General features: G+C 61.6%; 15 protein-coding genes. 10 read left to right on the forward strand and 5 right to left on the reverse strand.

Features of this window, described 5'->3' with window-relative positions:
- Position 1 precedes the first annotated feature (1 nt).
- Positions 2-1,381: a dihydrolipoyl dehydrogenase gene (lpdA, locus tag ASD70_RS12895; protein ID WP_056846631.1), complete on the forward strand. Its 1,380-nt coding sequence runs from the start codon at positions 2-4 to the stop codon at positions 1,379-1,381.
- A 195-nt stretch (positions 1,382-1,576) separates the two neighbouring features.
- Complete coding sequence (locus ASD70_RS12900; RefSeq protein WP_046068748.1) at positions 1,577-2,596, forward strand: branched-chain amino acid aminotransferase; 1,020 nt, start codon at positions 1,577-1,579, stop codon at positions 2,594-2,596.
- Between the two features lie 128 nt (positions 2,597-2,724).
- Here ASD70_RS12900 and ASD70_RS28340 read toward each other — a convergent pair whose 3' ends face one another.
- Positions 2,725-3,615, reverse strand: a complete 891-nt coding sequence (locus ASD70_RS28340; protein WP_082561433.1) for a GNAT family acetyltransferase — start codon at positions 3,613-3,615, stop codon at positions 2,725-2,727.
- A 237-nt stretch (positions 3,616-3,852) separates the two neighbouring features.
- On the opposite strand from ASD70_RS28340, the gene ctlX reads away from it, so the two are divergent.
- From ctlX to ASD70_RS12945, 7 genes are all read left to right on the forward strand, one after another.
- Entirely contained in the window at positions 3,853-4,779 is a 927-nt protein-coding gene (gene ctlX, locus ASD70_RS12915; RefSeq protein WP_046068749.1) for a citrulline utilization hydrolase CtlX, read from the forward strand.
- Between the two features lie 11 nt (positions 4,780-4,790).
- A complete protein-coding gene (locus ASD70_RS12920) occupies positions 4,791-5,837 on the forward strand; it encodes an ornithine cyclodeaminase (RefSeq protein WP_056846632.1) in 1,047 nt (348 codons plus the stop codon).
- A gap of 226 nt (positions 5,838-6,063) precedes the next feature.
- Positions 6,064-6,843, forward strand: a complete 780-nt coding sequence (locus ASD70_RS12925; RefSeq protein WP_056846633.1) for an ABC transporter substrate-binding protein — start codon at positions 6,064-6,066, stop codon at positions 6,841-6,843.
- 173 nt (positions 6,844-7,016) lie between these two features.
- Entirely contained in the window at positions 7,017-7,718 is a 702-nt protein-coding gene (locus tag ASD70_RS12930; protein WP_046068752.1) for an ABC transporter permease, read from the forward strand.
- Positions 7,715-8,428, forward strand: coding sequence for an ABC transporter permease (locus tag ASD70_RS12935; RefSeq protein ID WP_056846634.1), 714 nt, complete (start codon positions 7,715-7,717; stop codon positions 8,426-8,428). The genes ASD70_RS12930 and ASD70_RS12935 overlap by 4 nt, the downstream gene beginning before the upstream one ends.
- A 3-nt stretch (positions 8,429-8,431) precedes the next feature.
- Positions 8,432-9,262, forward strand: a complete 831-nt coding sequence (locus ASD70_RS12940; RefSeq protein ID WP_056846635.1) for an ABC transporter ATP-binding protein — start codon at positions 8,432-8,434, stop codon at positions 9,260-9,262.
- 4 nt (positions 9,263-9,266) lie between these two features.
- Positions 9,267-9,764 (forward strand): Lrp/AsnC family transcriptional regulator, encoded by a 498-nt coding sequence (locus ASD70_RS12945; protein WP_043048767.1) that lies wholly within the window; start codon positions 9,267-9,269, stop codon positions 9,762-9,764.
- 136 nt (positions 9,765-9,900) lie between these two features.
- Here the strand turns inward: ASD70_RS12945 and ASD70_RS12950 are convergent, their stop codons facing one another.
- From ASD70_RS12950 to ASD70_RS12965, 4 genes are all read right to left on the reverse strand, one after another.
- Complete coding sequence (locus ASD70_RS12950; protein ID WP_046068755.1) at positions 9,901-10,734, reverse strand: TIGR03915 family putative DNA repair protein; 834 nt, start codon at positions 10,732-10,734, stop codon at positions 9,901-9,903.
- Complete coding sequence (locus ASD70_RS12955; protein ID WP_056846636.1) at positions 10,731-11,951, reverse strand: putative DNA modification/repair radical SAM protein; 1,221 nt, start codon at positions 11,949-11,951, stop codon at positions 10,731-10,733. Before ASD70_RS12955 ends, ASD70_RS12950 begins: the two co-directional genes overlap by 4 nt.
- Before the next feature lie 174 nt (positions 11,952-12,125).
- On the reverse strand, positions 12,126-13,463 hold the full coding sequence (locus tag ASD70_RS12960; RefSeq protein ID WP_046068757.1) for a lysine N(6)-hydroxylase/L-ornithine N(5)-oxygenase family protein: 1,338 nt from the start codon (positions 13,461-13,463) through the stop codon (positions 12,126-12,128).
- A gap of 121 nt (positions 13,464-13,584) precedes the next feature.
- Entirely contained in the window at positions 13,585-14,067 is a 483-nt protein-coding gene (locus ASD70_RS12965) for a sigma-70 family RNA polymerase sigma factor (RefSeq protein WP_046068758.1), read from the reverse strand.
- Between the two features lie 253 nt (positions 14,068-14,320).
- Here ASD70_RS12965 and ASD70_RS12970 point away from each other — a divergent pair, with 253 nt between their 5' ends.
- Positions 14,321-15,490, forward strand: coding sequence for an efflux RND transporter periplasmic adaptor subunit (locus ASD70_RS12970; protein ID WP_056846637.1), 1,170 nt, complete (start codon positions 14,321-14,323; stop codon positions 15,488-15,490).

Genomic DNA, 15,490 nt, shown 5'->3' on the forward strand with positions numbered 1-15,490 from the left:
CATGACTCAGACATTGCACACCACGCTGCTGATTATCGGCGGCGGCCCCGGCGGTTATGTGGCGGCGATTCGCGCCGGTCAGTTGGGTATCCCCACCATCCTGGTGGAAGGCCAGGCACTGGGCGGCACCTGCCTGAACATCGGCTGCATTCCGTCCAAGGCCCTTATTCATGTGGCCGAACAGTTCCAGCAAACCGTGCACCACAGCCAGGGCTCGCAACTGGGTATCGAAGTGGATGTGCCGACCCTGGACATCCGCAAAAGCGTGGAATGGAAAGACGGTATCGTCGACCGCCTGACCACCGGCGTCGCCGCGCTGCTGAAAAAACACAAGGTGCAGGTGATCCACGGTTGGGCCAAGGTGGTCGACGGCAAGACCGTCGAGGTAGGCGACCAGCGTATCCAGTGCGAGCACCTGCTGCTGGCTACTGGCTCGAAAAGCGTCAATCTGCCGATGCTGCCGATTGGCGGGCCGATCATCTCCTCCACCGAAGCCCTGGCGCCAACCCGCGTGCCCAAGCGCCTGATCGTGGTCGGCGGCGGTTATATCGGCCTGGAACTGGGCATTGCCTATCGCAAGCTCGGTGCCGAAGTGAGTGTGGTCGAGGCCCAGGAACATATCCTGCCCGCCTACGATGCCGAGCTGACCTTACCGGTGGCCGAGTCCCTGAAGAAACTCGGGGTGAAGCTGTACCTCGGGCACAGTGTCACCGGCTTTGCCGACAACAAACTGCAAGTGCGCGCACCCGACGGCGACTCTCTCGCGCTGGACACCGACCAGGTGCTGGTGGCCGTGGGCCGCAAGCCCAACACCCAGGGCTGGAATCTCGAAGCGCTGAACCTGGACATGAACGGCGCAGCGATCAAGATCGACAGCCGCTGCCAGACCAGCATGCGCAATGTGTACGCCATCGGCGACCTCAGTGGCGAACCGATGCTGGCGCACCGGGCCATGGCCCAGGGCGAGATGGTTGCCGAGCTGATCAGCGGTAAAGCCCGCGAATTCAACCCGGCGGCGATTCCAGCAGTGTGCTTTACCGACCCGGAGCTGGTGGTAGTCGGCAAGACCCCGGACGACGCCAAGGCCGCCGGCCTGGACTGCATCGTGTCGAGCTTCCCGTTTGCCGCCAATGGCCGGGCCATGACCCTGGAGTCCAAAGCCGGCTTTGTGCGGGTAGTGGCGCGGCGTGACAATCACCTGATTGTCGGCTGGCAGGCCGTGGGGGCTGGCGTGTCCGAACTGTCCACCGCCTTTGGCCTGAGCCTGGAAATGGGTGCACGCCTGGAGGATGTGGCCGGCACCATCCACGCCCACCCGACCCTGGGTGAAGCGGTGCAGGAAGCCGCGCTGCGGGCCTTGGGCCACGCGCTGCACCTATAAATGACACAAAACCTGTAGGAGCGAGCTTGCTCGCGAAAATCGTCAACGATTACGCGTGCAACCTGATTAAACGCGGCGCCCTTATGTTCTTCGCGAGCAAGCTCGCTCCTCCAGGGGATGCGAACAGACCAACGAATGAAGTATTGTTGAGCCCATCCAGAAAAAAATCCGACTTGACCAGAGATAGAGGGTGTCATGGGTAACGAAAGCATCAATTGGGACAAGCTGGGTTTTGACTACATCAAGACCGACAAGCGGTTTCTCCAAGTCTGGAAAAACGGCGAATGGCAGGAAGGCACCCTGACCGACGACAACGTGCTGCACATCAGCGAGGGCTCCACCGCCCTGCACTATGGGCAGCAGTGTTTCGAGGGCCTGAAGGCCTATCGTTGCAAGGACGGTTCGATCAACCTGTTCCGCCCGGACCAGAACGCTGCGCGCATGCAGCGCAGCTGCGGTCGCCTGCTGATGCCGCAAGTACCGACCGAAGCCTTCATCGACGCCTGTAGACAAGTGGTCAAGGCCAACGAGCGCTTCATCCCGCCGTACGGCAGCGGCGGTGCGCTGTACCTGCGTCCGTTCGTGATCGGCACTGGTGACAACATCGGCGTGCGCACTGCGCCGGAGTTCATCTTCTCGGTGTTCTGCATCCCGGTCGGTGCCTATTTCAAGGGCGGCCTGGTGCCGCACAACTTCCAGATCTCCGGCTACGACCGCGCCGCGCCGCAAGGCACCGGCGCCGCCAAGGTCGGTGGCAACTACGCCGCCAGCCTGATGCCGGGCTCGGAAGCGAAGAAATCCGGCTTCGCTGACGCGATCTACCTGGACCCGATGACCCACTCGAAAATCGAAGAAGTCGGTTCGGCCAACTTCTTCGGGATCACCCACGACAACCAGTTCATCACGCCGAAGTCGCCTTCGGTACTGCCAGGCATCACCCGCCTGTCGCTGATCGAACTGGCCCAGACCCGCCTGGGCCTGGAAGTGGTCGAGGGCGAAGTGTTCATCGACAAGCTGGACCAGTTCAAGGAAGCCGGCGCCTGCGGTACCGCGGCAGTGATTTCGCCGATCGGCGGCATCCAGTACAACGGCAAGCTGCACGTGTTCCATAGCGAGACCGAAGTCGGCCCGATCACCCAGAAGCTCTACAAGGAGCTGACGGGTGTGCAGACCGGTGATGTTGAAGCGCCGGCGGGTTGGATCGTCAAGGTATAAGCCAGCGACACCGCAATACCCTGTGGGAGGGGGCTTGCTCCCGATAGCGGCAGGTCAGTCAACATCTTCATCGACTGACACTCCACTATCGGGAGCGAGCCCCCTCCCACATTGGATCTCCAGTATTTTCAGGATTGAGGGATATTCCCGACAATCTTCTTGCCCATACTGATCCTCGGCTCCACCCCATACCCCAACGCTTCGTAGAACCCCACCACCGCGTCATTGCCGCCGGTGATCTGCAGGTTGATCTTCATGCAGCCCAAGGCCGTCAACGCCTGCTCGGCATGGCGCACCAGCGACGATCCCAAACCATGGCGACGATAGTCGGCATGCACAGCCACGGAGTACAGCCAGCCACGGTGACCGTCATAGCCGGCGAGTATCGTGCCGATCACAGCTTTCTTGTCGGTGGCGACGAAGAACAACCCATCGTTGACCGCCAGCTTCTTGTCAATCGCCAGGCTCGGCAGGTTATGTGCGGTGTCATAGCCAAACGCCTCCTGCCATAACTCGATCACTTGGGTACGGTGCTGACGGTCTCGATAAGGGCCGATGGGATGTCGTGACAGCAGCGCCTTTTCCATCACCAGCGTGCGCTCGTTGCCATGGTAGACGTCGCGCACGGTATGAAAACCCAGCCTGGTATAGAAGGGCTCCGCAGTCAGCGAAGATGGCACGCTCAATACCGTTACGCCCGCCTCCCGGGCACGCAGTTCGATCTCGATCATCAACAACCGGCCAATGCCCTGCCCTTGCAACGCCGGATTGACGAACACCGAACGCACTACGTTGGCTTCAAGGGCAGCGGTGGCAACGATCACCTGGTCCTGGGTGGCCACCAACACGACACGGCGCTTGAGCAGTTCCATCACCGCGTCAGGGGTGAAACTGCTGGCGACTCGCGCTATCACATCCGCCGGATAATCCCGCGCATTACTGCTGTGCAAGGCGGCCAGGATGACCTGGCTGATGCCCTCGGCATCGGCTGGCTGGGCGAGGCGAACGGCGGTAGACATGACTCCTCCTGGCTGACAAAGCTATCACAATCGCTACTGTACCAATGCGGGAGGGGCGGTGCGACGATTCGACGTACCCCTCCCACATATGACTGCATTTCAATCTGACAGCCGATTCGGCTGCATCACTGCCCTTTTCAGCTTTCCCGGCTGGGCCGCCCTGCTGTTTCAGCCGAGATACTTCCCCGACAACGCACAAAATAGCGCTACAAGATCACCCCATGGACCCGTGCCCCCATGCAAACCACCAATACCGTCCTGATGATCCGCCCGGCGCGCTTTGCCTTCAACCCGGACACCGCGATCAACAACCGTTTTCAACGCCCGCCGCTGGACCCACTCAGTGCACAGCACAAAGCGCTGGAAGAGTTCGACGGTTATGTCGAAACCCTACGCAATCACGGCGTGGAAGTACTGGTGGTGCAGGACACCCCGGCGCCCCACACTCCGGACTCGATCTTCCCCAACAACTGGTGGAGCAGCCACGCCGACGGCAGCCTGGTGCTCTACCCCATGGAGGGCCAGAACCGCCGCCTGGAGCGTAACAAAGGCGTACTGCAAGTACTGGAGCAACGCTTTGCGATAAAAGACACCATCGACTTGAGTCACCTTGAACAACAGAACATCTTCCTCGAAGGCACCGGCAGCATGGTGCTCGACCGCCAGCACCGCATCAGCTACGCCTGCCACTCCGGGCGCACCCACCACGCCGCCTTGCGCCAGTTCGCCGAACGCCTCGACTACCAGCTCTGCGTGTTCCACGCCCTCGACCGCCACCACGCGCCGATCTACCACAGCAACGTAATGATGAGCGTCGGCCGCGACCTCGCGGTGGTGTGCCTGCAAGCGCTGCCTGATGAGGGCGAGCGCCTGACGTTGGAGCGCTCCCTGCGCGACACCGGCAAAGATATCCTCGCCCTCGACTTCGACCAGTTGGAAGCCTTCGCCGGCAACATGCTCGAAGTCCACGACCGTGACGGTCAGCCGCTGCTGGTGATGTCCGCCAGCGCCTGGGGCGCGCTGCAACCTGCCCAGCGCCAGCATGTGGAGCGCCATACGCGGCCGGTGGTGGTGAATATCGACAACATCGAACGCATCGGCGGCGGCAGTGCCCGCTGCATGCTGGCCGAAGTGCATCTGCCGGCCCGTCCCTCATTTCAATAAGGAGTCTTGCCATGACCCGTTACATCGACGTCAACGACCTCAGCTACCTGGTCTCGCAGAAAGGCCTGCAAACCTGCATCACCGAGATGGCCGACTATATCCGCGCCGACTACCTGCGCTGGCAGGATTTCGAGAAATGCGCGCGCCTGGCCAACCATTCTCCGGATGGTGTGATCGAACTGATGCCGGTGTCCGACGCTTCGCTATACGCCTTCAAATACGTCAACGGCCATCCGAAAAACACCCTGGCTGGCATGCTCACGGTGATGGCTTTCGGCGCCCTGGGCGATGTGGACACCGGTAAACCGGTGCTGCTGGCGGAAATGACCCTGACCACCGCGATCCGCACCGCCGCCACCTCGGCCCTGGTTGCCCGCTACCTGGCCCGTGCCGACAGCCGCAGCATGGCGCTGATCGGCAACGGCTGCCAGAGCGAATTCCAGGCACTGGCCTTCCACGCCATGCTCGGCATCACTGAAATCCGCTTGTTCGATATCGACCCCAAGGCCACCGCCAAGCTCGCCGCCAACCTCAAGGCGTTTCCGGCGATCAAGGTGGTCCTGGCCGGCAGCGTCGCCGAAGCGGTCAAAGGCGCGGATATCGTCACCACCGTCACCGCCGACAAGGCCTACGCCACCATCCTGACGGACGAGATGATCGAGCCCGGCATGCACCTCAACGCCGTGGGCGGCGATTGCCCAGGCAAGACCGAACTGGACCGACGCATCGTCGAGCGCGCCCGCGTGATCGTCGAGTACGAACCGCAAAGCCGTGTCGAGGGCGAGATCCAGCACATGCCGGAAGACTCGCCAGTCACCGAGCTATGGCAGGTGATCAACGGCCAGAAACCCGGCCGCGAGAATGAGCGCCAAGTCACCCTGTTCGACTCGGTGGGTTTTGCCATCGAAGACTATTCGGCCTTGCGCTATGTGCTGCACGTGGCCAAGGCCCTCGATGTAGGCAGCGAACTGGAACTGGTACCCGACCTGGCCGACCCGAAAGACCTGTTTGCCCGCCTGGCCCAGCAGCCGGCCGCACAGCAGAAAAAGCGCGCCTGAGACCGCTCTGGCCTGCCGCTTTGCGCCAAGGGCAGGCCGGATTTTTACCGATGAAAAGCCGATTCAGCGGGTGTCACAGCCGATTCAGCTGCATTGCTCGTTTTAACAGCGCAATTTGCGCTTTGTGCACCGGGTAAACGACACAAAAAACGCACCATCATGAAGMATTCTCTGCTCCCAGTTATTCACTGCCCTGACATCAATTACAAAATAAAGGGACCTCCACATGACTCCACTGCGATCACTTTTCGCTGCTTTGCTGTTGCCACTGTGCGCTACTGCTGCCCACGCTCAGGAGTGGAAAGAAATCCGCTTCGGCGTGTTCCCCGAATACCCACCCTTCGAATCCGTAGCCGCCGACGGCAGCCTGCAAGGCTTCGATATCGAATTGGGCAACGCCATCTGCGCCAAGCTCGAGGTCAAATGCACCTGGGTGCACAACGAGTTCGACGGCATGATCCCGGCCCTGCGGGCGCGCAAGTTCGATGCGATCATGTCCTCCATGGCGGTGACCCCGGCGCGGGAAAAAGTCATCGATTTCACCGATCGGCTGTTCCTCAGTCCGACGTCGGTGATCACTCGCAAAGGCGCGGATTTCGGCGACACGCCCGAATCGCTCAATGGCAAGCAAGTCGGCGTATTGCAAGGCTCGCTGCAGGAAGCCTACGCGCGGGCACACCTGGCCAAGCTTGGCGCGCAGATCAAGGCGTACCAATCCCAGGAGCAGAACTACGCCGACCTGCAGAACGGTCGCCTCGACGCTACCTTGACCGACAAGCTCGAAGCCCAGCTCAACTTCCTGTCCAAGCCCGAAGGCGCCGACTTCAAGACCGGCCCGGCCTTCAAGGACCCGACCTTGCCCCTGGACATCGCCATGGGCCTGCGCAAGAACGACCAGGCACTGCGTGAGCTGATCAACAAGGGCATCGCCGCCGTCCAGGCCGATGGCACCTACGCCAAGATCCAGAAGAAATACTTCGGCGATCAAGACATCTACAACGAATAACTAAGCCATCGCCTGCCCTGTGGAACACGCTTGTGTGGGAGGGGGCTTGCTCCCGATAGCAGTGTGTCAGTCATTGAAAATATTGACTGAACCACCGCTATCGGGAGCAAGCCCCCTCCCACACAAGTCGGTTCCCACAGAGATTGAGTGTGTGCCTTTTAGAGATCTTCCCCATGAACGAACTCTTCAACCTGCAAGGCTACGGCCCGATGCTGGCCCAGGGTGCCTGGATGACGCTCAAGCTGGCCTTCCTGGCCCTGGCCCTGAGCCTCACCTTGGGCCTGGTCGCCGCCGGCGCCAAGCTTTCCAGCGCCAAATGGCTGCGCGTACCGGCCACGCTGTACACCACGCTGATCCGCAGCGTGCCGGACCTGGTGCTGATCCTGCTGATCTTCTACAGCCTGCAACTGTGGCTCAATGACCTGACCGAAGTGTTCGGCTGGGAGTATTTCGAAATCGACCCGTTTACCGCCGGGGTGGTCACCCTGGGGTTTATCTATGGAGCGTATTTCACCGAGAACTTCCGGGGCGCGATCCTCAGTGTGCCGGTAGGCCAATTGGAAGCCGCTACCGCCTATGGCCTGAGCCGCTGGCAGCGCTTTCACCTGGTGCTGTTCCCGCAACTGATGCGCTTTGCCCTGCCGGGCCTCGGCAATAACTGGCTGGTGCTGCTCAAGTCCACGGCGCTGGTGTCGATCATCGGCCTGTCGGACTTGGTCAAGGCCGCGCAGAACGCCGGCAAGTCCACCAGCGAGCCGCTTTACTTCCTGATCCTTGCGGGGCTGGTGTACCTGGTGATCACCACCCTCTCCAACCGCATCTTCAAGCGCCTCGAACGGCGCTACAACCTGGGCATCAAGGGGATGGCGCGATGATCGAACTGTTCCAGCAATACGGCCTGGCCTATCTGTTCAGCGATGGTACGGGGTTGTCCGGCGTGGCCATGACCTTGTGGCTGTTCATCATCTCGGTGGTGCTCGGCTTTTGCCTGTCGATCCCGCTGGCACTGGCGCGGGTTTCGCAGCACTTTTGGCTGCGCTGGCCGGTGGAGGTCTACACCTACCTGTTCCGTGGCACACCGCTGTATATCCAATTGCTGATTTGCTACACCGGGCTGTACAGCCTGGAGGTGGTGCAGGACAACGCCCTGCTCAACCAGTTTTTCCGCAATGCGCTGAACTGCACTCTGTTGGCGTTTGTGCTCAACACCTGCGCCTACACCGTGGAAATCTTCGCCGGGGCGATCCGCAATATTCCCCACGGCGAAATCGAAGCGGCACGCGCCTATGGCCTGCACGGCTGGCGGCTGAACCTGTGTGTGGTGGTGCCCGCCGCCTTGCGCCGCGCGCTGCCGGCCTACAGCAATGAAATGATCCTGATGCTGCACGCCACTTCGCTGGCGTTCACCGCCACGGTTGCCGACATCCTCAAGGTCGCCCGCGACGCAAATGCCGAGACATTCCTGACCTTCCAGGCCTTCGGCATCGCCGCCCTGCTCTACATGCTGCTGTCCTTTGCACTGGTGGGCCTGTTTCGACTGGCCGAACGTCGCTGGATGCGTTTTCTTGTTCCTACCCGAGGCTAACCCATGAATCAGTCCGCGCAGGCCCTGGCCGCTTATCCGGTGGATGTACCCGTGACCAACGCTGCAACTGCCGCGATCAAGCTGCAAGTCGAAGGCATCCATAAACGCTACGGCGAACACGAAGTGCTCAAGGGCGTGTCCCTCAATGCGCGCCAGGGCGATGTGATCAGCCTGATCGGCGCCAGCGGTTCGGGCAAGAGCACCATGTTGCGTTGTATCAATTTTCTCGAACAACCCGACGCCGGGGTTATCACCCTGGATGGCATCAGCATCCAGATGCAGCAAGGCCGCGCCGGCAGCCGCGCACCGCATCAGGCGCAACTGCAAAACCTGCGCACGCGACTGGCCATGGTGTTCCAGCACTTCAACCTGTGGAGCCACATGACCGTGCTGGAAAACATCACCATGGCCCCGCGCCGGGTGCTGGACGTGAGCGCCGCCGAAGCGGAAAAACGCGCACGCCTGTACTTGGACAAGGTTGGCCTGCCAAGCCGCGTGGCGGACCAATACCCGGCGTTCCTGTCCGGTGGCCAGCAGCAGCGCGTGGCGATTGCCCGGGCGCTGGCAATGGAGCCGGAGATTATCCTGTTCGATGAACCGACTTCTGCCCTCGACCCAGAACTTGTAGGAGAAGTCCTCAAAGTCATACAGACGTTGGCCGAGGAAGGTCGTACCATGCTGATGGTCACCCACGAAATGGGCTTTGCCCGCCAGGTGTCCAGCCAGGTGCTGTTCTTGCATCAGGGCCGGGTCGAGGAACACGGCGGCGCCGAGATCCTCGACCATCCCAACAGCGAACGCTTGCAGCAATTTCTTTCCAACCGTTTGAAGTGAACCCATGGATACCAAGGCCAACGGACCCCATTCTTCCCCTGCGCTGGATCGCATCGACGAAGCGATCATCGACGTGCTGCGGCACCAGGGGCGTATCACCTACGAAAGGCTCTCATCGCTGGTGCACCTCACCCCCAGGCCCTGCCTGGAACGGGTGCGCAAGCTGGAGCGACGCGGGGTGATCCGTGGGTATGGGGCGATCATCGATGTGCAGATGGTCTCGCCAGGGCTGTCGCTGCTGGTGCTGGTGGCCTTGTCCAACCAGAGCGGGCGCTCGGCGCAAAAGGCCTTCGAAGCGTGTGTGAAGGCCTGCCCGCAGGTATTCGAGTGCCAACTGATCAGCGGGCCGTTCGACTACAGCCTGCGCATGCGCTGCCGGGACATGGAGCATTACCGGGTGCTGACCGAGACCTGGTTGAATAATGATGAGTTGCACATTGATAAGCTGGTGGCGCATCCGGAGTTAGCGGTAGTCAAGAACACTGCCACCGAACTGGCCTGAGCCCCTTACCCCAGTCACAGAAGAACAAATGTGGGAGGGGCGGTGCGACGATTCGACTTGCTCCCGATAGCAGCGTGACAGTCAGCTCATCTATCACTGACCCACCGCTATCGAGAGCAAGCCCCCTCCCTCATTTTTAGCCATGCCCACTTAAGATTTTCTTACCAGGCCTTGCCCCAACCAGCTTCGCCTGCCCATCCTTCTGCTTGCCCGTGCGCGCCTCGCTGATCAAACCCGGTATCAACTTGCCCTCGGGCAGATTCTTCCAGAATCGACTCGGCAAGTGACCCTCCATCACCTTGGGGTTCAACCGTGCCGGGTTGAAGATGTGGCTGTAGTAGGTCAACCACATCGCGCTGTGGGGGTCCTCGACATTCTGCGCCAGTTGCTGCCAGGCCTCGGGGCACCGGCGTTGATGAATCAACTGTTCGCCGTCGTAATACACCCCGTCCAGGGGCGTCGCGATCATCCAGCGATGGCGGCCCATGCGCCCGACAAAGTGCTGGCTGGCGCTTTTGAGAATGTCGTGGGCCGGCTCATGCCAGGCCACGTACTCCGGCAGTTCTGGTCCTGCCTCGGCGGGAAGGGCAATAAAGCGCACAAACGCATGCAGGTGATGGGCTTCACGGCTGACCTGCTTGATGCGCCGTTGCAACTCACTGCCGAGCTTGTCCCCCGCCAACATCGCGGTGCGATCACCATGGCTGACCCGCCACAGCACCTCGTACAACAAACTCCAACGCTGATCGCCGTGGTAACAGGCGGCCGACTCCAGCAATTCCAACAGCGCCTTGGGGATCCGTGCCTGGAACGGCCCCAGCCCTGGCGGGATCGGCTCATCGGTGGCGAACAGATCCGCCGCCTGCGTCTGGCCCCAACTCACCTGGCTGGGGTCGACCTGATGGCTGAGCAGCCAGCGCGCCTGTTCGCGCCAGGTGCTGAACAGGTTGTCGCATTCCAGGCTGATCATCCCCATAACCCCATCTGTTGTGGCTGCGGGCGGTCGCGCAATTGCTCGCGCAACAACACGCTGGTGCTGTCGGCCTGTTGCGGGTGGTAGTCGCTGGTGATGAAGAACGGCTTGGCCTTGGCCAGCACGCAGCGCATGCGTGCAAGGTCTTCGAAGCGGATCTTGCGTTCGCGGCGCAGGTCCACCAGGCGCTGGGTGGTGCGCAGGCCGATGCCGGGAATACGTGCTATCAGGGTCGGCTCGGCGCGGTTCAGGTCCAGCGGGAACACCTCGCGGTGCTCAAGGGCCCAGGCCAGCTTGGGGTCGATATCCAAGGCCAGGTGGCCGGGGCCTTTAAACAGTTCGTTGGCGCTGAAACCGTAGCTGCGCAGGAGGAAATCGGCCTGGTACAAGCGGTGTTCGCGCATCAGCGGCGGCGCGGCCAGGGGTACGCTTTTCGGGCTGTTGGGGATGGGGCTGAACGCCGAGTAATACACGCGGCGCAGCTTGAAATTGCCATACAACGCCTCGGCACCGTGGAGGATGGTGCTGTCATCGGTGTCGTCGGCGCCAACGATCATTTGCGTGCTCTGCCCGGCCGGGGCGAAACGCGGGGCACGGGGTTCGTTCAGCACCGTCTGCTCGCCGGTGTAGATGGTCTGCATGGCCTGCTTGATCGAGACGATCTGCTTCTCCGGCGCCAGGGTTTGCAGGCTGGCGTCAGTGGGTAGTTCAATATTCACGCTGAGCCGGTCGGCGTAGCGCCCGGCCTCGGCGATCAGCGCGGGGTCGGCCTCGGGGATGGTCTTGAGGTGGATATAGCCACGAAAGTCATGCTCTTCGCGCAGCAGCTTGGCCACCCGCACCAGTTGTTCCATGGTGTAGTCGGCCGAACGGATGATGCCGGAACTGAGGAACAGCCCGCTGACGCAGTTGCGCTTGTAGAAATCCAGGGTCAGGGTCACCACCTCTTCCGGGCTGAAACGCGCACGGGGCACGTCGCTGGAACGGCGATTGACGCAGTATTGGCAGTCGTACAGACAGAAGTTGGTGAGCAACACCTTGAGCAACGACACGCAGCGCCCGTCAGGTGTGTAGCTGTGGCAAATGCCCATGCCATCGGTGGACCCCAGCCCCGCCTTGCCCTCGGAACTGCGCTTGGGCGCGCCACTGCTGGCGCAGGACGCGTCGTACTTGGCGGCATCGGCGAGGATGCTGAGTTTTTCGATCAACTGCATGGCGGGCTACCGATACTGGTTTTTTGTACAGTACCAATAGCCACACCTTGTCACAAGTGCCGTCTGTAGGAGCGAGCTTGCTCGCGAAGAAAGTCAACGATTACGCGTCCTGTCTGGATTAACGCGTTGCTCTTGGGTTCTTCGCGAGCAAGCTCGCTCCTACAGAGGGGCCGCTCAGCTGGCGGTGGCCAGCAGCAGGTCCTGCACCGAACGGCCCTTGTCACGATTTCGATCGTTCTCATACAACGACGCCGCAATCTCATCGGCGCGAATCGGCAGCACCGACAGCAAGGTATCGCTCAAGCCATGGCTGGCCTGGCTGAAGCCCTGGATGTAGATGCCGGCCTTGCAGCGCTCGTCGGTGACGATGCGGTAGTCGCGGGCCACTTCGAAATCGCCCATATAGGCCTGCAGCGGCGCCAACAGTTCGCGGTGCATCTGGCGCTCGTAGCCGGTGGCCAGGATCACTGCGTCGTAATGGTTGAGGCTGGTTTCGCCAGTGGCGTTGTTGCGCAGCACCAGTTCGATACCCAGCGGGCCGGCGGTGGCTTTCTCCACCACGGTCATGGTGCGGAACGCCTGGCGCGCGATGCCGGAGACTTTCTGGCGGTAGAAAATCCCGTAGATGCGCTCGATGAGGTCCAGGTCCACCACCGAATAGTTGGTGTTGCGGTACTCGGCGACCAGACGCTCGCGCTCGGCACCGACTTGCTGGAATACCAGGTCGGTGAAGGCCGGCGAAAACACTTCGTTGACGAACGGGCTGTCATCAGCCGGCTTGAGCGCCGAGCCGCGCAGGATCATATCGACCTGCACCGACGGGAAGCTGTCATTGAGGTCAATAAACGCTTCAGCCGCGCTCTGGCCGCCGCCGATCACCGCAATGCGCATGGCCTTGCCGCTCACGCAGGGCTGGCTGGCCATGCGCTCCAGGTAGTGGGAGTGGTGGAACACGCGGGTATCGTCCTTAAGCGCCTGGAACGCCTCGGGAATACGCGGCGTGCCACCGGCGCTGACCACCACCGAGCGAGTGGTGCGCACATGCTGCTCACCCTGGGCATCACGGGAGATCACCCGCAACGCCTCGACCTGCTGCTGATGCAGGATCGGCTCGATGGCCAGCACTTCCTCACCGTAGCTCGCCTGGGCCTGGAACTGCCCCGCGACCCAGCGCAGGTAATCGTTGTACTCCATGCGGCAGGGGTAGAAGGTGCCCATGTTGATGAAGTCCACCAGGCGGTCATGGGCCTTGAGGTAATTGACGAAGGAATATGGGCTGGTGGGGTTGCGCAGGGTCACCAGGTCCTTGAGGAAGGAAATCTGCAGTTCACTCTGGGTCACCAGGGTGTTGCCGTGCCAGCGGTAGTCGGCTTGCTTGTCGAGAAACAGCACGTCCAGCTTGCCCTGGGCCTTTTCACGTTCCTGCAGGGCGATGGCCAGCGCCAGGTTCGAGGGGCCGAAGCCGATCCCGATCAAGTCATGAACCGCGGGCGAAGCAATTGCCTGTGTCATTCCAGTGTCCTCTGGATAAGCCCCTTGGCGGTGGGGGCGGGAATACCTTTCATGGCCTGAACAACCGGCCGTGTGTTGATAGGAAACGAGGACAGTGAAATAAAATTTAACCAACAGCTGATCAGTGCGCTTCCCACTCGCGCATGCGCACCCGGCAATGCTTCATCGCGTTGACAATGTGTTTTTCCACCAGGCTGCGGGAAATGCCCAGGCGCGCAGCGATCTGCAGGTGGGACAGGCCTTCGAGTTTACGCAGCAGAAAGCTGTCGCGACAGGCGGCCGGCAACTCGGCCAGGGCGCGCTCGAGCATCTCCAGGCGTTGGCGCTGGTCGTGGCTGGTGTGGGGTGAACAAGGGGCGAAACGTTCTTCGCTGTCCAGCACCTCAAGGGGTTCGGACTGACGCAAGGCATTGCGTCGATGGCCGTCAATCACCAGGTTCAAGGCCGTGCGATAAAGAAACGCGCGGGGCTGCTCGATCGGCGTATCGCTGGCGCGCTCCAGCACCCGCACATAAGCGTCATGCACCACATCTTCGGCCACCTGACGGTTGCCCAGCTTAGCGTTGAGGAAACACACCAGCTCGCGATAGTAGTTTTCCAACATGACTCCTGGCCCCGTGGCCGTGGTGCTGACGATGCCCGCCCGAGCAGAACGAGGTCATCGATGATGGCAGTTTGAGTGTGTGCAATTTATAGTAATTCTCATCTACTTTTAAAGAAGTCTTGCATCAACGTCGGTTTTTTTCTCCGCAGACCTGTTTCTGCGTGTGTAACAGCCTAAATCCCTGGGGCTTTTTCTCGTTTAACTGTCAGCTTTGCGCAACTGCGCCCCGATCTTTCCTGGCTGGAACCTACCCATGAAACGCCCTCGACCTGCCCGACGCGCCCTGCTAGCGGTAGCGTGCCTGATTCCCATCGTTGCGTTCGCCACCTGGCAGGGCCTGGCGCCGGGCCGTGACGCCCTGGCGACCGTCACCGTGACCCGCGGCGATATCGAAAACAGCGTCACCGCCCTGGGCACCCTGCAACCGCGACGGTATGTGGACGTCGGCGCCCAGGCCTCCGGGCAGATCCGCAAGATCCATGTCGAAGCCGGTGACCAGGTCAAGGAAGGCCAGTTGCTGGTGGAGATCGATCCTTCGACACAACAAGCCAAGCTCGATGCCAGCCGCTACGCCATCGAAAACCTCGAGGCCCAATTGCAGGAGCAAAAGGCCCAGCACGCGCTGGCCCGCCAGAAGTATCAGCGCCAGCAGCGCCTGAGTGCCGGCAACGCCACCCGTGAAGAAGACGTGCAGACCGCCCAGGCCGAACTGAGCGCGACCCAGGCCCGGGTCGACATGTTCCAGGCCCAGATCCGCCAGGCCCGGGCCAGCCTGCGCAGCGATGAGGCCGAATTGGGTTACACGCGCATCTATGCACCGATGACCGGCACCGTGGTGGCCGTGGATGCGCGGGTCGGCCAGACCCTCAACGCACAGCAGCAAACCCCGCTGATCCTGCGCATCGCCAAGCTGTCGCCGATGACCGTATGGGCCGAAGTCTCCGAAGCCGACATCGGCCACGTCAAACCCGGCATGCGAGCGTATTTCACCACGTTGAGCGGCGGCAGCCGGCGCTGGGCCAGCACCGTGCGCCAGATCCTGCCGATCCCGCCCAAGCCCCTGAACGAAACCCAGGGCAGTGGCAGCCCGAGCAGCTCCAGCAAGAGCGGGACCGGTCGGGTGGTGCTGTACACCGTGCTGCTGGACGTGGACAACGCCGATAACGCGCTGATGGCGGAAATGACCACCCAGGTATTTTTCGTCTCAGGCCAAGTCAAGGACACCCTGACCGTGCCCGTCGCCGCCCTGCAGGGCACACCCGGCGCAGACACACAGATCGCCCGGGTCGTGGCGCAAAACGGCGCCATCGAAGAGCGCAAAGTGCGCCTGGGTATCAGCGACCGTCTGCGCGTCGAGGTGCTCGAGGGTCTCAATGAGGGCGATCACCTGTTGATCGGCCCGTCCGACAGCAGTGGGAGTTGA

The organism is Pseudomonas sp. Root569, assembly GCF_001427465.1.
Lineage (GTDB): Bacteria > Pseudomonadota > Gammaproteobacteria > Pseudomonadales > Pseudomonadaceae > Aquipseudomonas > Aquipseudomonas synxantha.